This is a genomic window from Hymenobacter sp. HD11105, assembly GCF_054051685.1.
Genome location: NZ_JBSWBR010000001.1, coordinates 1,351,740 through 1,368,712, shown reverse-complemented (window position 1 = coordinate 1,368,712; position 16,973 = coordinate 1,351,740). Strand labels below are relative to the sequence as shown.

Annotated in this window: 14 protein-coding genes; 12 read left to right on the top strand and 2 right to left on the bottom strand. The window is 54.8% G+C overall.

The annotated features are described in order from the left end of the window. Positions 1-30 precede the first annotated feature (30 nt). The 9 genes from ACW9KT_RS05925 (at position 31) to ACW9KT_RS05885 (ending at position 11,517) form a co-directional block, all read left to right on the top strand. Positions 31-4,596, top strand: a complete 4,566-nt coding sequence (locus tag ACW9KT_RS05925) for a translocation/assembly module TamB domain-containing protein (protein ID WP_457078446.1) — start codon at positions 31-33, stop codon at positions 4,594-4,596. 134 nt (positions 4,597-4,730) lie between these two features. Further along, positions 4,731-5,630: a cell division protein FtsX gene (locus ACW9KT_RS05920; protein ID WP_457078445.1), complete on the top strand. Its 900-nt coding sequence runs from the start codon at positions 4,731-4,733 to the stop codon at positions 5,628-5,630. 54 nt (positions 5,631-5,684) lie between these two features. Then, positions 5,685-6,017: a DUF3098 domain-containing protein gene (locus ACW9KT_RS05915; RefSeq protein ID WP_457078444.1), complete on the top strand. Its 333-nt coding sequence runs from the start codon at positions 5,685-5,687 to the stop codon at positions 6,015-6,017. Further along, positions 6,018-6,806, top strand: a complete 789-nt coding sequence (locus ACW9KT_RS05910) for an undecaprenyl-diphosphate phosphatase (protein ID WP_457078443.1) — start codon at positions 6,018-6,020, stop codon at positions 6,804-6,806. Then, entirely contained in the window at positions 6,803-7,621 is an 819-nt protein-coding gene (gene truB, locus ACW9KT_RS05905; protein ID WP_457078442.1) for a tRNA pseudouridine(55) synthase TruB, read from the top strand. Before ACW9KT_RS05910 ends, truB begins: the two co-directional genes overlap by 4 nt. Before the next feature lie 28 nt (positions 7,622-7,649). Then, positions 7,650-8,603, top strand: a complete 954-nt coding sequence (locus tag ACW9KT_RS05900) for a bifunctional riboflavin kinase/FAD synthetase (protein WP_457078441.1) — start codon at positions 7,650-7,652, stop codon at positions 8,601-8,603. Between the two features lie 70 nt (positions 8,604-8,673). Continuing rightward, positions 8,674-9,369, top strand: a complete 696-nt coding sequence (locus tag ACW9KT_RS05895; protein WP_457078440.1) for a CoA transferase subunit A — start codon at positions 8,674-8,676, stop codon at positions 9,367-9,369. Between the two features lie 81 nt (positions 9,370-9,450). Beyond that, positions 9,451-10,782: a serine hydrolase domain-containing protein gene (locus tag ACW9KT_RS05890; protein ID WP_457078439.1), complete on the top strand. Its 1,332-nt coding sequence runs from the start codon at positions 9,451-9,453 to the stop codon at positions 10,780-10,782. A 78-nt stretch (positions 10,783-10,860) separates the two neighbouring features. Then, positions 10,861-11,517, top strand: a complete 657-nt coding sequence (locus tag ACW9KT_RS05885; protein WP_457078438.1) for a CoA transferase subunit B — start codon at positions 10,861-10,863, stop codon at positions 11,515-11,517. A gap of 66 nt (positions 11,518-11,583) precedes the next feature. Here the strand turns inward: ACW9KT_RS05885 and ACW9KT_RS05880 are convergent, their stop codons facing one another. Continuing rightward, positions 11,584-11,829 (bottom strand): hypothetical protein, encoded by a 246-nt coding sequence (locus ACW9KT_RS05880; RefSeq protein ID WP_457078437.1) that lies wholly within the window; start codon positions 11,827-11,829, stop codon positions 11,584-11,586. A gap of 494 nt (positions 11,830-12,323) precedes the next feature. On the opposite strand from ACW9KT_RS05880, the gene ACW9KT_RS05875 reads away from it, so the two are divergent. After that, positions 12,324-13,862: a GNAT family N-acetyltransferase gene (locus tag ACW9KT_RS05875; protein WP_457078569.1), complete on the top strand. Its 1,539-nt coding sequence runs from the start codon at positions 12,324-12,326 to the stop codon at positions 13,860-13,862. 220 nt (positions 13,863-14,082) lie between these two features. On the opposite strand, the gene ACW9KT_RS05870 is transcribed toward ACW9KT_RS05875, so the two are convergent. After that, on the bottom strand, positions 14,083-14,823 hold the full coding sequence (locus tag ACW9KT_RS05870; protein WP_457078436.1) for an RDD family protein: 741 nt from the start codon (positions 14,821-14,823) through the stop codon (positions 14,083-14,085). Positions 14,824-14,960: 137 nt separating this feature from the next. Between ACW9KT_RS05870 and ACW9KT_RS05865 the strand changes: the two genes are divergently transcribed. Continuing rightward, on the top strand, positions 14,961-15,914 hold the full coding sequence (locus ACW9KT_RS05865; RefSeq protein WP_457078435.1) for a stage II sporulation protein M: 954 nt from the start codon (positions 14,961-14,963) through the stop codon (positions 15,912-15,914). A 17-nt stretch (positions 15,915-15,931) separates the two neighbouring features. Beyond that, positions 15,932-16,942, top strand: a complete 1,011-nt coding sequence (locus tag ACW9KT_RS05860; RefSeq protein WP_457078434.1) for a hypothetical protein — start codon at positions 15,932-15,934, stop codon at positions 16,940-16,942. The last annotated feature ends 31 nt before the right edge of the window (positions 16,943-16,973 follow it).

Here is a 16,973-nt window from a genome sequence, read left to right as displayed (position 1 = left end):
CGTTGTTACAATCCTTTCTGTTAGCGCTCCGTGCCTCGCTTTATCTCCGTACTGCTCCGAATTCTGCTAGGCCTGGTCCTGCTCGTGGTGCTGGCCGTGGGCATAGTACTGGTGGCCTTGCGGATACCGACTGTACAGACGCGGGTAGCGCAGCGGGCGGCCATCATGTTGACCGATAAGCTCGGGCAGCGCGTGAGCATAGGGCGAGTCGATATTCGGCCCTTTTCGCGGGTGCTACTTCAGGATGTGCAGGTACTGGACCGGCGCGGGGGCGAGTTATTTAACATCGGGCGGGCAGAGGCCGATATCAAGTTATTTTCGCTGCTGAATCCGCGTCACCTGCACGTAGGTCAATTGGTGCTCAATGAGCCGCGTTTTGCCCTCGTCACGTATGCTGGTGCACCCGACTCTACTAATCTAAGTCAGTTTTTGGCAGCGGTGCGCCGCCTCGTCGGCCCCACCGACACTACCAAAGTGAAGCAGCCCTTTGATTTTCAAATTGAAAGCCTAGGCCTACGCAACGGTCGCTTTGTGCTCGACCGCCAAAACCAGCCCCGCGTCAAATACGGCATTGACTACGCCCACATGCAGGTCGATAGCATCTATGCTGATTTTTCGGGTATTCAGATGCATGGTGATACCATCATCACCCGCATCCGCGACCTGCGCGCTGTAGAAACTCCATCTAAGACCCGTGTGCAGCGTCTTGATACCAACATGACGTTTACGCCCACGTTTTGGGAGTTTGCCAACACCGATCTGCGCGTGGGCCAGAGCTATCTGAAAGATTACGTGCGCTTCGACTACAAGCGCTTTCTCAACTTCACGCACTTCAATGATTCGGTGCGCGTTACGGCGCGGCTGGGCACCACCAAGCTTACCTCCGACGACATTGCCCATTTTGCCCCCCAGCTTCGCGACCTGAACGAAACAGTCGTGTTTTCGGGCGAAGCCAAGGGCTACGTCAAGAACTTCACGACCCGCAATCTGGATGTGCGTTACGGTAGCAACACTCATATTGTGGGCAACATCAACGTGGAAGGGCTGCCTAACCTGAAGGAAAGCTTCGTGGAAATGCGTCTGCAACCCTCCGTGATTGACGGGCGCGATATCCGCAAGTACGTGCCCGCTAAGGGTTGGGCCTACGTGCAGCGCTTAGGCACGGTCAGGCTCAGGGGGCAATTTTTGGGTTTTTATAATGACTTCGTAGCCAACGGCGCATTCCAAACGGCCCTCGGCAACGTGGTATCAGATGTAAACATCAAGTTCAAAACCGACCCGCGCTACTCCACTTATGAAGGGCAGGTAAAAACCACGGGCTTTGAATTAGGTAAGTTTCTGGGCGACCAACGCACCGTGCGCGATATTGCTTTCAGCGGCCGGGTAGAAGGCGTCGGTTTCACCCCAACCGGCGCACGCTTGCGAGCCAACGCCACCGTGCAGAGCATTTGGCTGAACGGCTACCGCTTCCGCAACATCACTACCAACGGGCAGTTCAGCCGCGAAACCTTCGAAGGCAAGCTGGCCGTAAACGACCGCGCCCTGCAAGTTTCGGCCGATGGACGCGTGGACTTAAATAAAAGCCGCCAAGCCTTCGACCTGCGGGCCGTGGTGCGCCGAGCCGACCTCCGGGCCCTCGGCCTCACAGAGCAGCCCATTACTATCGCTACCACCGCCGATCTGCGCTTTCAGGGCCTGCGCCTCGACGACCTAATTGGCCGCATCAACCTGCGCAAAACCCAGCTGACCTACGCGGGCCGCACCGTCCCCATCGATACTTTCGACGTGGTGAGTGAGCGGCCCAATGGGCAGCATCGCCTGGCTGTGCGCTCCGAAGTACTAAACTTGACGGCTAACGGCAACTTCGAATTTACTACCGTTGCCCGCGATGTGGAAACGCTGATTACGGAGTATCGGCTCAACTTTGAAAGCAACGATGCGGCCATTGCTGACTACTATCGGCGCAAGCGCCAGGGGGCAATTTCAGAGTATGCCATTGCTTTGGACCTCTATCTCAAGCACGCTAACCCGGTACTCCAGTTGTTTGTGCCGAAACTCACGGTATCAAACTTTTCCCGTCTGGAAGGCTCTTTTCGCAACGGCTCCACCTCTATTTTCACGCTAGCCGGGCAGTTTGATAGCTTGCGCTATGATAGCATCCGGGCGGTAAATACCGCTTTGGAGTTGAATACCTCTAAGCTCCCGTATCAGCCGCAGGTACTGGCGCAAGCCAATATTACTTCCGAAAAACAAGTGTTGCCCGGCCTGGGCGCCACCGAAAACTTCTACGTGGAAGGAGTTTGGGATCAGGATAAAATAAATTTTTCCACTTTCCTGGCTCAAACGGGCAGCACTAATCGGGCGGCCATTAATGGCTCTTTGGCCTTTCTGCCCCAGGCTGTCCAAATCGTATTTCGGCAGTCAGGAGTTAATTTATTGGGTCAAGACTGGACAATTGCGCCCGAAAACGTAGTGCTTATTTCCAATGCAGGCAAAGAGATTGATATCCGCAGCTTGACTTTGGCCAACGGCAATCAGCAGGTAAGCGCGCAAGGCTTTATATCGGCCGACCCGGCTAAAATCTTGCAGCTTGGCGTGCAAAACATGGAGTTAGCCACGCTTAGCTCCCTTACCAAGCAGAACATAACCGGCGTGGTCAACGCGCAGGGCACCGTGAGCGGCGTGTTTGGTGCGCTAGTAGTGAATAGCTCCCTGGCCGTTGACTCGCTCAAGTTCGATAACATCCTGATTGGCAACGTAACCGGCAGCAGCGACTGGGATAACACCAAGAGCCGCCTAGGCGTGAACCTCGACGTGATGAATAGCCAGCAGCGGGTGCTCACCGTAACCGGCACAATAGCCCCCCGCGAGCCCGAGCGCCAGCTCGATTTGACGGCAGTACTCGACAGCGCTCCTGTGAAAATTGCGGAGCCTCTGCTAGCTACTCTTTTCGATAATATGCGCGGTACCGCCGTGGGCCGTTTGCGCCTAACTGGCCCATTGTCGGCCCCTAATCTGGTGGGCGATGTGGACGTGAGTAACGGCCGTTTCAAGTTTATTTACCTGGGCACCACGTACCGTTTCACCGACCGCATTTCCTTCCGCGAGGACCGCATTATGCTCCGCGATGTAACCCTGCGCGACGTGTTTGGCAATACGGGCACGCTCGACGGAGAGATAAGGCATAAAGGGTTTCAGGATATGGTGCTAAACCTCAGTGCCGACTTCCGTAAGTTGCAGTTGCTTAATACCACGCGCAAAGAAAACGAGCTGTACTTTGGCCGAGCTTATGGTACGGGCGAGGCACGCGTCTTTGGCCCTGCCAACAACCTGACTGTTAATGTAACAGCCAAGAGCGAGGCAGGCACCCGCGTATCGCTGCCCTTGGATAATGCGGCAAAAGCCCAACAAGCCGGCTACATTCAGTTCGTAAACCGCAATCTGCCCACCGATACTACTTCTACCGTGCCCATTGTGGCGGCCGCGGCGGGCCGGGTAGATTTGTCGGGTTTGCAGCTCAACTTCAACCTGACGGTGACCGAAGATGCCTACGTCGAGATTATTCTTGACGAAAGCACCGGCGATGTTATCCGTGGTACGGCCGTGGGGCAGCTGCGCCTGAACGTGGATACCCGCGGCGAATTCAATATGTACGGCCAGATCGAAATTGTGCGTGGGGCCTACAATTTCACCCTCCAAGGCTTGATTAACAAAGAGTTTGTGGTACGGCCCGGTGGCACTATCTCTTGGAATGGCGACCCACTTAATGGGCAAATGAATGTGACGGCCGCGTACACTCAGCGCACCTCCTTGGCCCCCGTTCTGGGTGCCTCTACCCCCAGCGCCGGTGCCGTGGTGCCCGTTACGGCCGTTATGGACCTGACGGGTCCGTTGTTGTTGCCGGCTATTCGTCTTGGGTTGGAATTTAATGATGCGCCGTCGGCTTTGGAGGGCGACTTGGCTTCGTTTACCAACTCACTTCGCAACGACGAACAGGAGCTTAACCGCCAAGTATTCAGTCTGCTGGTCTTCAAGCAGCTTTCGCCCCCCGGTTCTTTCGCTCAGCTTTCGTTGAGTGGCAACAATAACACGGTAGGCAACAGCTTAGGCCAGGTTATCTCGACTCAGCTCGGCTTGCTTACCTCCCAGATCGACCAGAACCTGGAAATCGACTTCAACCTGAATGGCCTTTCCGAAGATCAGTTGCGGGCCTTACAGGTGCGCTTGAGCTATAGCTTCCTAAACGGCCGGCTGCGCGTGACTAGGGAGGGTGGCTTTAGCAATACTACTAACCTCGGCACGGTTCCCGGCTCCGATATTGATGCTACGGCCCAAACGTCTCTGCTCGGCGACCTCAGCCTGGAGTATTATCTCCAGCCCGACGGTCGTTTTCGGGCTCGTTTGCGCTATCAGACTTCCCCGCGCGACCTGGAAACCATCAACCAGCCCCGCGCCGCCGTCAGCTTATTGCACACTGAGCAGTTCGACTCCTTGCAGGAGCTTTTTGCCCGCAAGCGCGTCCGTCGCCGCGACGATGCCGCCCGTAAAGCGCGCGAATCACTCATTGTTGACGATGATCCAAGGACGATTATGTAAATGCGTAAACAGGCCCCGCGCCGCCGTTTTGTGTTCTTATGAAAAAAGCCCCCCAGCAATGCTTTGGGGGGCTTTTTTCGAATTCAAATCGGCTATTTGTGTTCATTGCTAATTGCTAACCCTACCTTTGCGGCATGGCTTCCCCTTCTCGTTCGCCCACTCGTAAGAAAAAGCTGGGTAGTTACCCGCACACGATGGTCGTGTTTAGTATCACGCTGGCACTGCTGGTAATCGGGCTGTTTGGGCTGCTGCTGATTCACGCGCACAAGCTCTCCAACCTAGTGAAGGAAAACCTGGAAATGCAGGTTTACCTCGACCGCGACCTGCCCGAAGCTCAGCTCCTACGCTTGCAGCAAGACTTTTCGCGCAAGCCATACATTGCCTACAAAGACCGCCAACCTCAAGTGCGCTTTCTCTCGAAGGAAGAAGGCGCCCGCCAGTTCATTGAGCAAACCGGCGAAGATTTTCAGCAGTTTCTGGGCGACAATCCCCTTCGCGACGCTTATATCATTCGCATCAATTCGGAGTACGCCGACTCGCTTAACCTGCGCAAGATTGAACAAGAATTGCGCGCCGAATCGGGGGTGCACGAGGTGCAATACGTGCAAAGCCTGATTACCAGCATCAACCAGAATGTACGAAAGCTTAGTCTGGTCCTGCTGGGCTTTGCAGTCGTGCTTACGCTGGTTGTTACAGTTCTTATCAATAACACCATTAAGCTGGCCCTATTTTCCCAACGCTTTCTTATTCGCAGCATGCAGTTGGTAGGGGCCACATCCTTCTTTATCCAACGCCCCTTTCTGCGACGCGCTACTTGGCAGGGGTTTGTCAGCGGCACCTTAGCGGCCCTGATTTTGCTGGCCTTGCAGCAGTACGCTTATCTGGAAGTCGATGAACTGCGTTTACTGCTCGATGAGCGCTTAATTGGTGCTCTTATGGTGTTTATGGTGCTGCTCGGTTGCGTTATCGGCTTCTTCAGCTCCTACCGCGCCGTACGTAAGTATCTTGGCATGTCGCTCGACGACTTGTATTAGAACCCTACATTTGCCTTCCTTCGCTAGGAAAGCTGCTTATTTAGCCATTCAACTATGGAACAACGTTCTTCGTCCCACTTCGCCTTCGGGCCGCGCAACTATCGGCTCATGTTTATTGGGCTGGCCGTATTAGTGGCCGGTTTTATCACCATGACCCTCGACTCCGCCGATTACGGCCTAGGATTTTTGGGAATTACGCTTGGGCCAATCTTGCTGGTTATTGGCTTCATTATCGAGTTTTTTGCCATTATGGCAAAGCCTGGGGGGCAAATTTCGGCGCCGGCCGATACGCAAACGGCTACATCAGCCACCAGCACGCCCACCCCAGCTACTCCTACGCCTGCCGCCCCTACCCTGGCAGAGCGTCCCACTTACAAGCGTTCGTAGATGAATTATTGGCATGCGCTGATCCTCGCCGTTGTGGAGGGTCTGACGGAGTTTTTGCCAGTGTCCAGCACCGGCCACATGATTATTGTGGCCAATCTGTTGGGCATAGGCCAGGCACCATTCACTGAGATTTATATCACCTCCATCCAATTCGGGGCTATTCTGTCGGTCGTAGTATTATACTGGCGGCGGTTTCTGCAAAGCTTTGATTTTTACGTCAAGCTGGCCGTTGCCTTTATTCCCTTCGGCATTCTGGGCTTCGTATTAAAAGATGTCATCACGGAATTGCTGAAAAGCGTAACCGTAGTGGCCATTTCCCTGGTCGTGGGGGGCATTATTCTGGTTTTTGTCGACAAATGGTTTGACGGCCCGCGCAAGCAGGTAACCACGCCTAATATCAAGCAGGCATTCAAAATCGGCTTATTCCAGTGCATTGCCCTCATTCCGGGCGTGTCGCGCTCAGCGGCTACTATCATTGGGGGGCTTTCCCAGGGCTTCGACCGACGCTCAGCGGCCGACTTCTCTTTTTTGCTGGCTGTGCCTACCATGTTTGTTATTACCGCGTATCAACTCTATAAATCCTACAAAATCACCCCCATTCAGTCCGGCGATTTACAAGTGCTAGCTTTTGGCAACGTGGTAGCGTTTATTGTCGCCTTACTGGCCGTAAACTCGTTTGTCAAGTTCGTGGCACGCTTCGGGTTTCGCTCGTTTGGGTTTTATCGTATTGGCATAGGCATTATTATCCTGCTGATGATTGGCTTGGGCATTGATCTGCAACTGATATGAAGCAAGAGGCATTTGATTTTGAGGCCGGCGAGGTCTTGCTGCTTGACAAGCCCCTGACCTGGACTTCGTTTGACGTGGTCCGCAAGGTCAAAAACACGCTGCGCATCAAGAAAATTGGCCACGCGGGCACCCTCGACCCACTGGCTACGGGCCTGCTTATTCTCTGCACAGGTAAGAAAACCAAGGAGATTGACTCCATTCAAGCCCAGGAAAAAGAGTACACAGGCACCTTTCGGCTCGGCCAAACCACGCCCAGCTTCGACCTGGAAACGGCCGTCGATGCCGAGCTTTCTTTCACTCACCTGACCGAAGCCGATATTCAAGCGGCCACCGTGCCTTTCGTTGGCTTAATCGAGCAAACTCCGCCGCTGTTCTCGGCCGTCAAAATCAACGGGGAGCGCGCCTACGAAGTAGCCCGCCGCGGCGACACCGCCGAGATAAAGAGCAAGCAGGTAACTATCCGGGAGTTTGAGATAACGCGCATCGCCCTGCCCGACGTGGATTTTCGAATTACGTGCTCAAAAGGCACCTACGTCCGCAGCCTCGCCCGCGATTTTGGCGCGGCCCTAAGCTGCGGTGCCCACCTTACCCAGCTCACCCGCACGCGCATCGGAGAGTACAGCTTAGCCGATGCGCTGACTATGGAGGCCGTGCAAGCGCTAGCCCCACCCCGCCCCGAAGGCTCCCCGGCGCGCCCAACGCGCACCCGCTCCGACGCGGAGCGCCGCCGGCCCGTGCGCCACGGCTTAGCTTTCTACGATGCCTCTACCGCGGCCGCTGCTCAAGCAGCCGACGAAAATGCCCCCCAGGAGTAAATCTATCTTCATTTAGCCACCCAAGCAGATGCAAGTTTTTCGCGACCCGGCGCAATTCCCTTTTCTAGGTCAAGCCGTCGTGACCAGCGGCACCTTCGATGGCGTACACGTCGGGCACCAGAAAATCCTGCATCGCCTGCTGGAAGTAGCGCGGCAAAGCGGTGGCCCGGCCGTAGTAATTACATACTGGCCTCACCCTCGCATGGTGCTGGACCCGCCGCCCACGCACCCCGAGCCACTCGATTTACAGCTGCTTTCCACCCTGGAAGAGCGCATTGAGCGCCTCGAGCAGTTTGGCGTTGACTACCTGCTCATCGTGCCCTTCACCCGTGAATTCGCCCAACTAACTTCTGAGGAATACATTCAGCAGCTATTGCTGAAAACAGTAGGCACTAAGAAACTAGTCATTGGCTACGATCATCGTTTTGGTAAAAACCGGGAGGGTGGCTTTGAGTATTTAAGGCAGCACGCCGACCGCTATGGACTTGAAGTAGAAGAAATCCCGCGCGAAGACGTAGACGCCGTAGGCGTAAGCAGCACCCGCATTCGGCGCGCTTTGCTCAGTGGCGATATTGCCACAGCCAGTCGCCATTTAGGTTATCCGTACACGCTCACCGGCACCGTGATGCGCGGGCAGCAGCTCGGCCGCACCCTGGGCTTTCCTACCGCCAACCTTCAGATGGCCGAGCCATCCAAGCTGGTGCCGGCTCGCGGCGTGTACGCCGTGCTGGCCACCACCGCCGACGGCGCCGTGGAAGAAGGCATGCTTAATATTGGCGTCCGTCCCACCGTGGGGGGCGATTTAGCCCAAACTATTGAAGTGCACCTCCTCGATTTTTCGGGCGATTTGTATGATCAACCATTGACCTTACAGCTGGTAGCTCGCCTGCGCGACGAGCAGAAGTTTGGCAGCCTAGACGAGCTCAAGGCGCAGCTAGCTAAGGACGCCGACGCCGCTCGTCAGCATTTGGTGGGGGGCTAATTGGCGGCCACTTTAGGCGGAAAGGCATTATCGTTTTAACTTCCCGGCCCAAACCACCCCACCCTACACCATGATAAACAAAGTTGTAGCCGACGCTCAAGCCGCCCTGCACGGCATCACCGACGGCATGACGCTTATGCTCGGCGGCTTCGGCCTTTGCGGCATCCCCGAAAACTCTATTCAAGAGCTGCTCCGCCTCGGCGTAAAAAACCTTACGTGCATCAGCAACAATGCCGGCGTCGATGATTTCGGCATTGGGCTACTGTTGCAAACCAAGCAGGTGCGCAAGATGATTTCGAGCTACGTAGGGGAGAATGCTGAGTTTGAGCGTCAGCTGTTGTCGGGCGAGCTGGAGGTAGAGCTGATTCCACAGGGCACCTTGGCCGAGCGTATTCGGGCAGGCGGGGCTGGTATTCCGGCATTTTACACGCCCGCCGGCTACGGAACCGAAGTAGGCGAAGGCAAGGAAAGCCGGGAGTTTAAAAGCAAGATGTACCTGCTCGAAACCGGCCTCACCGCCGATTACGCCTTCGTGAAAGCCTGGCGCGGCGATACGGCCGGCAACCTCATCTACAAAGGTACGGCCCGCAACTTCAACCCCATGATGGCGACGGCCGGAAAAATTACCGTAGCCGAAGTAGAGGAGCTAGTGCCCGCTGGCGAGCTTGACCCCAACCAAATTCACACGCCCGGCATCTTCGTGCAGCGCATATTCGAAGGCAAGAATTACGAAAAGCGCATTGAGCAGCGTACGGTGCGCAGCTAGTACTCGTGCTTAGTTGGCAGTGTGCGTAAGTCCTGATTCAGCTCAGCTGATCAGCGTTTGACAGAAGTTTTAAACGGTATTATGAAAAAGACTTCGCTTATCCTGTTGTTGGCACTGGGCAGCTTCGGCACGTTTGCTCAGGTTGCGGCACCGGCCAAAAGGACCACCCGCCCGAGCAAGGCGATGGTGGCGCCGAAGCCCGCCAACTTCCAGCGCATCGACCAATTATTGCAGGATTACACGGCCGATAACCGCGTGCCTGGCACTATTGCCTTGGTGATGCGCGATGGTAAAGTTGTTTACCGTAAGGCTTTTGGAATGGATGATATGGCGGCTAAAACCCCGCTCCGGCCCGATGCCATTATGCGCATTGCTTCCCAAACGAAAGCCATAGCCAGCGTAGGCCTGATGTTGCTTTATGACGAAGGCAAGTTTCAACTCGACGACCCTATTTCGAAGTATCTGCCGGCCTTCGCCAACCCCAAAGTGCTGGCAACTTTTAATGAAAAGGATTCCACGTACACTACGGTGCCGGCGAAGAGCGAAATCACTATCCGGCAGTTGTTTACCCACACGTCGGGCATCAGCTACCCGGTGATTGGCAGTAAGGAGGCCAAGGCTATTTATGCTAAGGCGGGCATTCCTAGCGGCATCGGTACGCCGGGGGGTAATTTGGCGAAGTCCATGGATGCGTTGGGGCCCCTGCCGCTCATGCACCAGCCCGGCGAGCGGTTCACTTACGGGCTAAGCATCGATGTGCTGGGCCGCTTGATTGAGGTGCTGTCGGGTCAGTCGCTCGACCAGTACCTGCGTACACGCCTTTTTGAGCCGTTGGGCATGCGCGACACATATTTCTATCTGCCAGCCGCAAAGCAAGCGCGCTTAGCCAAGCTCTATACTGAGAACGCCGATAAGAAAACTGTGCCTATGCCTGCCCAGGGCGGTATGACGCCAGATTACCCTAAGGCAGCAGGCACCTACTTTTCGGGCGGGGCGGGCCTATCGTCGACCGTCGATGATTATGCTGCTTTCCTGCAAATGGTGCTGAACGGTGGCACCTACAACGGCCGCCGCCTGCTCAAGCCCGCCACGGTGGCCCTCATCACCCAAAACCAGATGGGCGAGGTAAGCCAAGGCAACAACAAGTTCGGGCTGGGCTTCAGCATCACCACGGCCGAGGGCGCGGCGGCCAGGCAGCCTGGTCCATCGGAAGGCTCCTACGAATGGGGGGGCATTTTTGGCACTACGTATTGGGTTGACCCCAAGCAGAAGTTGGTGGCCATGATTTATACTCAAAAGTACCCCAGCGGCACGGCCCGAGACCTAGCCGACAAATTCAAAGCTGCCGTTTACCAATCGTTGACCCAAACCCAGAAATCCTCGGCGGTGTCGGTTCCGGCCGGCGCTAAATAAGCATCCCACTCTTCTATTTCCCACCCACATAAGCCGCGTAATCCGACTTCTCCCGTCGCATTCGTGGTTCCGACAATCATGCTTGACAAACACGGCATCGCCAAAAGAATCGCCCAGGAAGTAAAAGACGGCTCCTACGTGAACCTCGGCATTGGTATTCCCACCCTGGTTGCCAATTACATCCCGGCCGGCATCAACGTGGAATTGCAGTCCGAAAACGGCTTGCTCGGCATGGGCCCCTTTCCTACCGAAGACCAAGTTGACCCCGACCTTATCAACGCGGGCAAGCAAACGGTCACCACGCTGCCCGGCTCCAGCCTGTTCAGCTCGGCCGACAGCTTCGGCATGATTCGCGGTGAGCACGTAGACCTGACCATTCTGGGTGCCATGGAAGTATCGGAGCGCGGCGACATTGCCAACTGGAAAATTCCGGGCAAGATGGTGAAAGGCATGGGCGGCGCCATGGATTTGGTGGCCTCGGCCAAGAACATCATCGTAGCCATGCAACACGTAGCCAAGGATGGCAGCAGCAAATTACTGACTGACTGCACGCTGCCCATCACGGGCCTGCGGTGCGTAAAGAAAATCGTGACGGAGCTGGCCGTAATCGACGTTACGCCCGACGGCTTCGTGCTGCGCGAGCGGGCGCCCGGCGTGAGCGTGGAGCAGATTCAGGCGGCCACGGCTGGCAAGCTGGTCGTGCCCGAAGGCGACGTGCCGGAGATGAAGCTATAGGTATGTAAAAAAAGCCCCCCAGCAGTGCCCTCCCAAAAGGAGAAGCCACTTGCTGGGGGGCTTTTTTTATTGGTTGCCTTCTGTTTTACGAGCGGGAGCAGAATACTCCTGGGAGCGCACATTCTCGGGGATAGGACGCACCGGCTTAGCCGAATCGACTCGAGCTTTGACGGGAGAGTTCATGGTTGTATCAATAGCATTAGCTGATATGTCGGGAGCCGTAGTGGGCGCGTCGGAGGAAGAGGGGTCGGAAGTGCACGCCGCGAAGGACGCAGACAGCAGCAACAAAGAGAGAAGACGGGCAGCGTTCATAAGGCGGAAGTGCTAAGGGTGAATGTTCATTCCCCGAAACGAATCTTTTTCCTCAGGAGTTATCACGCTCAGGACGGCTTGGTCCTGCCACACTCCTCTTTCGTCCGCTTACCAGGTTTAAAAGCCGTCAGGGTAGCGAGCAGGCGCCGTTTTATCTGTCCTTACAGGAAGTAGTAAAAGGTCGTCTCTACACTTCAGCTGATGTTTGTATAAACCTTGCATCGTAAAGCGGAGTACCTTTATATAGTACGGAAGCTTCATTCTGCCAATAGGTTAATGGCTTGGACGATGCTTCTGCTTTAAATTTCGTTTAAAACGACTTAGTACATATGGCAACAAGTTCAAACGGCAAGACAAGTGGTAGTCACGCCAAAAAAGTATCCGATAAGCCCACTACTCCCATCGCGGAGTTGCTGACGCCTACGGCCGTACCAGCCCATAAACTGGTACTACGTACGCTGCGTCGCTCCGACTTTAAAGCCGTGAAAGGCATCATGGACAAGGTGTATTCCAATATGGAAGGCGCTTGGTCGGCGGACGAGTACGCGGCTCTGATCCGTAAATTCCCCGAGGGGCAAATTGGCATTGAGGACAATGGCACCTTGGTAGCGGCAGCGCTAGCTATCATCGTGCAGTACAGCGACTTTGGCGACCGTCATACCTACGCCAAAATCACGGGCAACGGTAAGTTCGACACGCATAACCCTGATGGCGACACACTCTACGGCGTCGATGTGTTCGTAGATCCTGAGTATCGCTCTCTGCGCCTGGGCCGTCGCTTGTACGATGCCCGCAAGGAGCTATGCGAGAACCTGAACCTTCGTGCTATGGTGGCTGGGGGGCGAATTCCGGGCTACGCGGCCTATGCCGACGAGATGACGCCGGCTAAGTACGTGGAAATGGTGCGCAACAAGGAAATCACCGACCCCATCCTGACCTTCCAGCTTTCCAACGAGTTTCACGTTCGCAAAATCATCCGCGGCTACTTGCCCTACGATTCCGAGTCGAAGGCCTTTGCTACGCTGCTGGAATGGTTAAATGTGTATTACGAGGAGGAAGAAAAGCTCATCGGTAATCAGAAGAGCAACGTGCGCATTGGCATTGTACAGTGGCAAATGCGCGCCACTCGCAGTCTGGAAGATCTATTGCAGCAAATTGAGTTCTTCGTGGACACGGTCAGCGGCTACAAGTCAGACTGCGTGATGTTTCCGGAGTTCTTCAACGCTCCATTGATGGCTCTCACTAACGAGGACTCACCTTCAGTAGCTATCCGCGCTATGGCAGCGTTCACCGAGCCTATCAAAGCCAAAATGATGGAGCTGGCGGTAAGCTATAACATCAACATTGTGGCGGGCTCCATGCCAGTATATGAGGATGGCAAGCTACACAACGTGGCCTTCCTCTGCCGCCGCGACGGCACTATGGACGAGCAGTACAAGCTGCACGTGACCCCCGACGAGGCTAGCTATTGGGGTATGCGCGGCGGCGACAAGCTCAAGTGCTTTGATACTGACTTTGGTAAAATCGGTATCCTGGTGTGCTATGACGTCGAGTTTCCCGAGCTAGCACGCATGCTGTCCGATGAAGGCATGAAAATCCTTTTCGTGCCGTTCTGGACCGACACTAAGAACGCCTACCAGCGCGTGCGGCTCTGCTCCCAGGCCCGTGCCATCGAGAACGAATGCTACGTGGCCATCACCGGCTCGGTAGGCAACTTGCCCCGCGTTGAGAACATGGACATTCAGTACTCGCAGTCGGCTGTATTCAGTCCCTCCGACTTTGCGTTCCCTCACGATGCCATCGTAGCTGAGGCCACTCCCAATACGGAGATGACCCTCATTGCTGACCTCGACCTAGACTTACTTAAGGACCTGAATACTAGCGGTGCTGTGCGTAACCTCCGCGACCGTCGCAAAGATTTGTATTCAGTTAGCTGGGTAGTCAAAAAGTCCGAGCGTGATGATGATTTGCTGAGCCAAGGAGAAGAGCGTGCGCCTCGCACGGGCAAGCGCAAAGCTATTGCGGCTGGGTAAAAACATTCATATTCCTTAACTAAAAAAGCCCCCCAGATATGTTTGGGGGGCTTTTTTAGTTAGAAGTACTGTGTCTATGGCAATTTCGCAATCGATGCTAGTACATGCTATTTGCTGGAAACGGTTTTCCTAACAAGTGATTAGTATAGGAGTATTGGCTAAAAACCGTTAATCAAAGCGTGGGGTCCAGGGACCCTAGTGTTAGCAACGCTGTTGCTCCTTACCCTCCCTGACTCTGCACATGAGCATAATCGCGCAACAGGGTGCGCAGGAATGGCTCATCCTGCAAATCGGTTTGGATGCCGGTTAGCTCCTTCACTTTGTTAGCTACTTCATTGATCAGCAGATAATTTTGGAGACGCACGCCTTGCTGAAAAAGCTGGCGAATAAGCTTCACGTCCTCGGTGGTCAGATTAGCAGCCTGTGGAAATACCACTTGGTAGTGTGCATCGGGCAGCATGATGGTGTCGTCGAGGCTGGTGCTGGGCCGAATGCGCACGACGGTAGTACCGGCTGCTATATCGCCGAGACGCTGGCCTTTACCGTTTATCAGAATGGTAATAACGGCTACGGCTCCCGACATCAGGCTAAAATCAATCAGACGCAGAAGCCAGCGCAGCAGGTAATCTCCGATGCTGGGTTGGGTGCCATCAAGCCGAATTACCTTCAGGTCGCGGGCTCGCTTGCCCAGGCTCTGCCCGTTAAAGAATATCTCGCTCAGTAAGTGATAAAAGACCCACGGAACCCCGACTAGAAAAGCAACTAACAATACCACCACGCTGCTGTTAGCTTTCGAAATAGATGCTGTCCTTAGCCAGATTGCCCCTACACCTAGCCAGACTACGCCCCACACAAAAAGCACGAGATAATCAAGAATAGTCGCGATGATGCGGTCACCGACGCTGGCGAGTTCGTACTCGACCGTCACGTTTTGGGGTGTTTGAATCTGAATGGTGCGCATACTACTAAAGTGCAAAACAAAAGGGTAAGCCAACGCGGCTCCCGCGTGATAATCAATATATTTGCCAGAGTGCCCGCTGCCGCCCGCAGGCGCCTTCTGCCGGGTTCATCGTTCCCTTATTTTGCCCCCCATCCCGTATGCGCGAAGCTGTTTTTCTGCGGCAAAATACCGAAAAGTGGAAGCGCTACGCCACCCAGCCGGCCGCTGACCCCGACGAGCTAGCGGCCCGCTTCGTGGAGCTGACCGATGACCTGTCATACGCTCGCACCTTCTACCCCGATTCTACCACCACGCAGTACTTGAATGAGCTGACGGGCAAGCTACACCAAGCCGTATATAAAAACAAAAGGGAGAATACGGGCCGCTTTGGCCGTTTCTGGTTACGCGAGCTGCCTTTATTGGTAGCGCAGTCGTACCGGCCGCTGCTGTGGGCGTTGGCTTTCTTTTGCCTTGCTTCAGCCGTTGGGGCATTATCAGCGGCGTACGACGACACATTTGTGCGCGTGATTTTGGGTGACCAATACGTTAACCAAACACTTAACAACATCCGGCGCGGCGACCCGATGGCGGTGTATAAGAGTGCTGGCCAAACGGAAATGTTTATCGGCATCACAATCAATAATATTTACGTGGCCCTGCGCACCTTCGCTATGGGTGCCTTGCTGTCCTTTGGCGCGGCGTGGTCATTGTTTGCCAATGGCGTGATGCTGGGCGCTTTTCAGTATTTTTTCTTTGCCCAGGGCGTAGGCGCGCAGTCTGTGCTTACTATCTGGATTCACGGTACGTTGGAAATTTCGGCCATTGTGCTGGCTGGGGGCGCGGGTTTTGTGATGGGCAACAGCCTGCTGTTTCCGGGCACCTATTCCCGCTCCGACTCCTTCCGCCGCGGCGCCCGCACCGGCCTGAAACTGGCGATTGGCCTGGTGCCGATTTTTGTAGTGGCCGGTTTTTTGGAAGGCTTTGTGACGCGTCATACCGAGATGCCCTTGGCGCTAAGCCTACTTATTATTGGTGGTTCTCTTTTCTTTATTCTGGGCTATTTTGTGGTGTATCCGTGGTGGTTGCATCGGCAAGCAGGCCGTGTTAGCTAACTCTTATCTTTTCGATTATGCCCCGCCTTTCCTTTACCCAGCCAGCCGATTTCCTGAAAGAGCGCGACTTCGGCCAAAAAATCGAGGCCTCCTTTGACTTTGTACGGGTTCATTTCCGGCCATTTGGCAAGTGCTTATTATATATCGTGCTGCCAGCAGCCTTGCTCAGCGGAATTGGTGCGGGCCTCATGCAATCGCGAATGCAGCTTTACATGCGTGAGATAACGACCAGCCAACAGTCAGGCAATTCCGCTTTAGGGCCGTTAACTGATTTTGTGAGTAGTCCAGAATACCTGCTGGCATTTGTAGGGGGCTTTTTTACTCTCACGTTGCTCATTCTCACTACCTACGGCTACTTATTACTCTGCTTAAACAGAACTGACCAGTCTGCCGAGATAGAAGTTTCGGAAGTTTGGGCGGTAGTGCGGCGGCGTTTTGTGGGTACGCTATTAGCCACTTTTGGCCTTGGAGTTGTGCTAGTGGCCACATGTGTGCCGCTGATAGGCTCATTCTTTTTGATGCAAATAACGGGACCTATCATTGCGGTACTGGCACCTGTATTCTACCTAGGTCTCTTCTACGTAATGTTTGCGCTGAGCTTGTTCCACATCATTTGGGTGCGGGAAGAGCTCGGTTTTTTCGCCACGCTGCGCCGCTGCTTTTATCTGATCTGGGGCAAATGGTGGTCTACGTTTGGGCTTATTTTGGTGATGGGAATAATCATCGGGATGATGTCAATTGTATTTTTTATTCCCCAATCCTTCCTGAACGTTTCCACTTTACTTACTCCTAACTCGACGCCACCCAATAGTTTACTCGTAGTAGCGACAAACACCCTGAGCTCTATGGCGTTAATCATGCTGTATCCGCTCCTGTTCCTGGCTTTAGCTTTCCAATATTTTAACCTCGTAGAGCGCAAGGAAGGCGAAGGCTTACGCACGTTGGTTGGCCGCATCGGGCAGCCTTCCGTGGCCACTCAGCCATACGCCCCCGACCGCTACCGCGCCGACGACGAAGGCGAATATTAGGCCGAGGGGCAAATTTTGCCGCGCTTTTGTT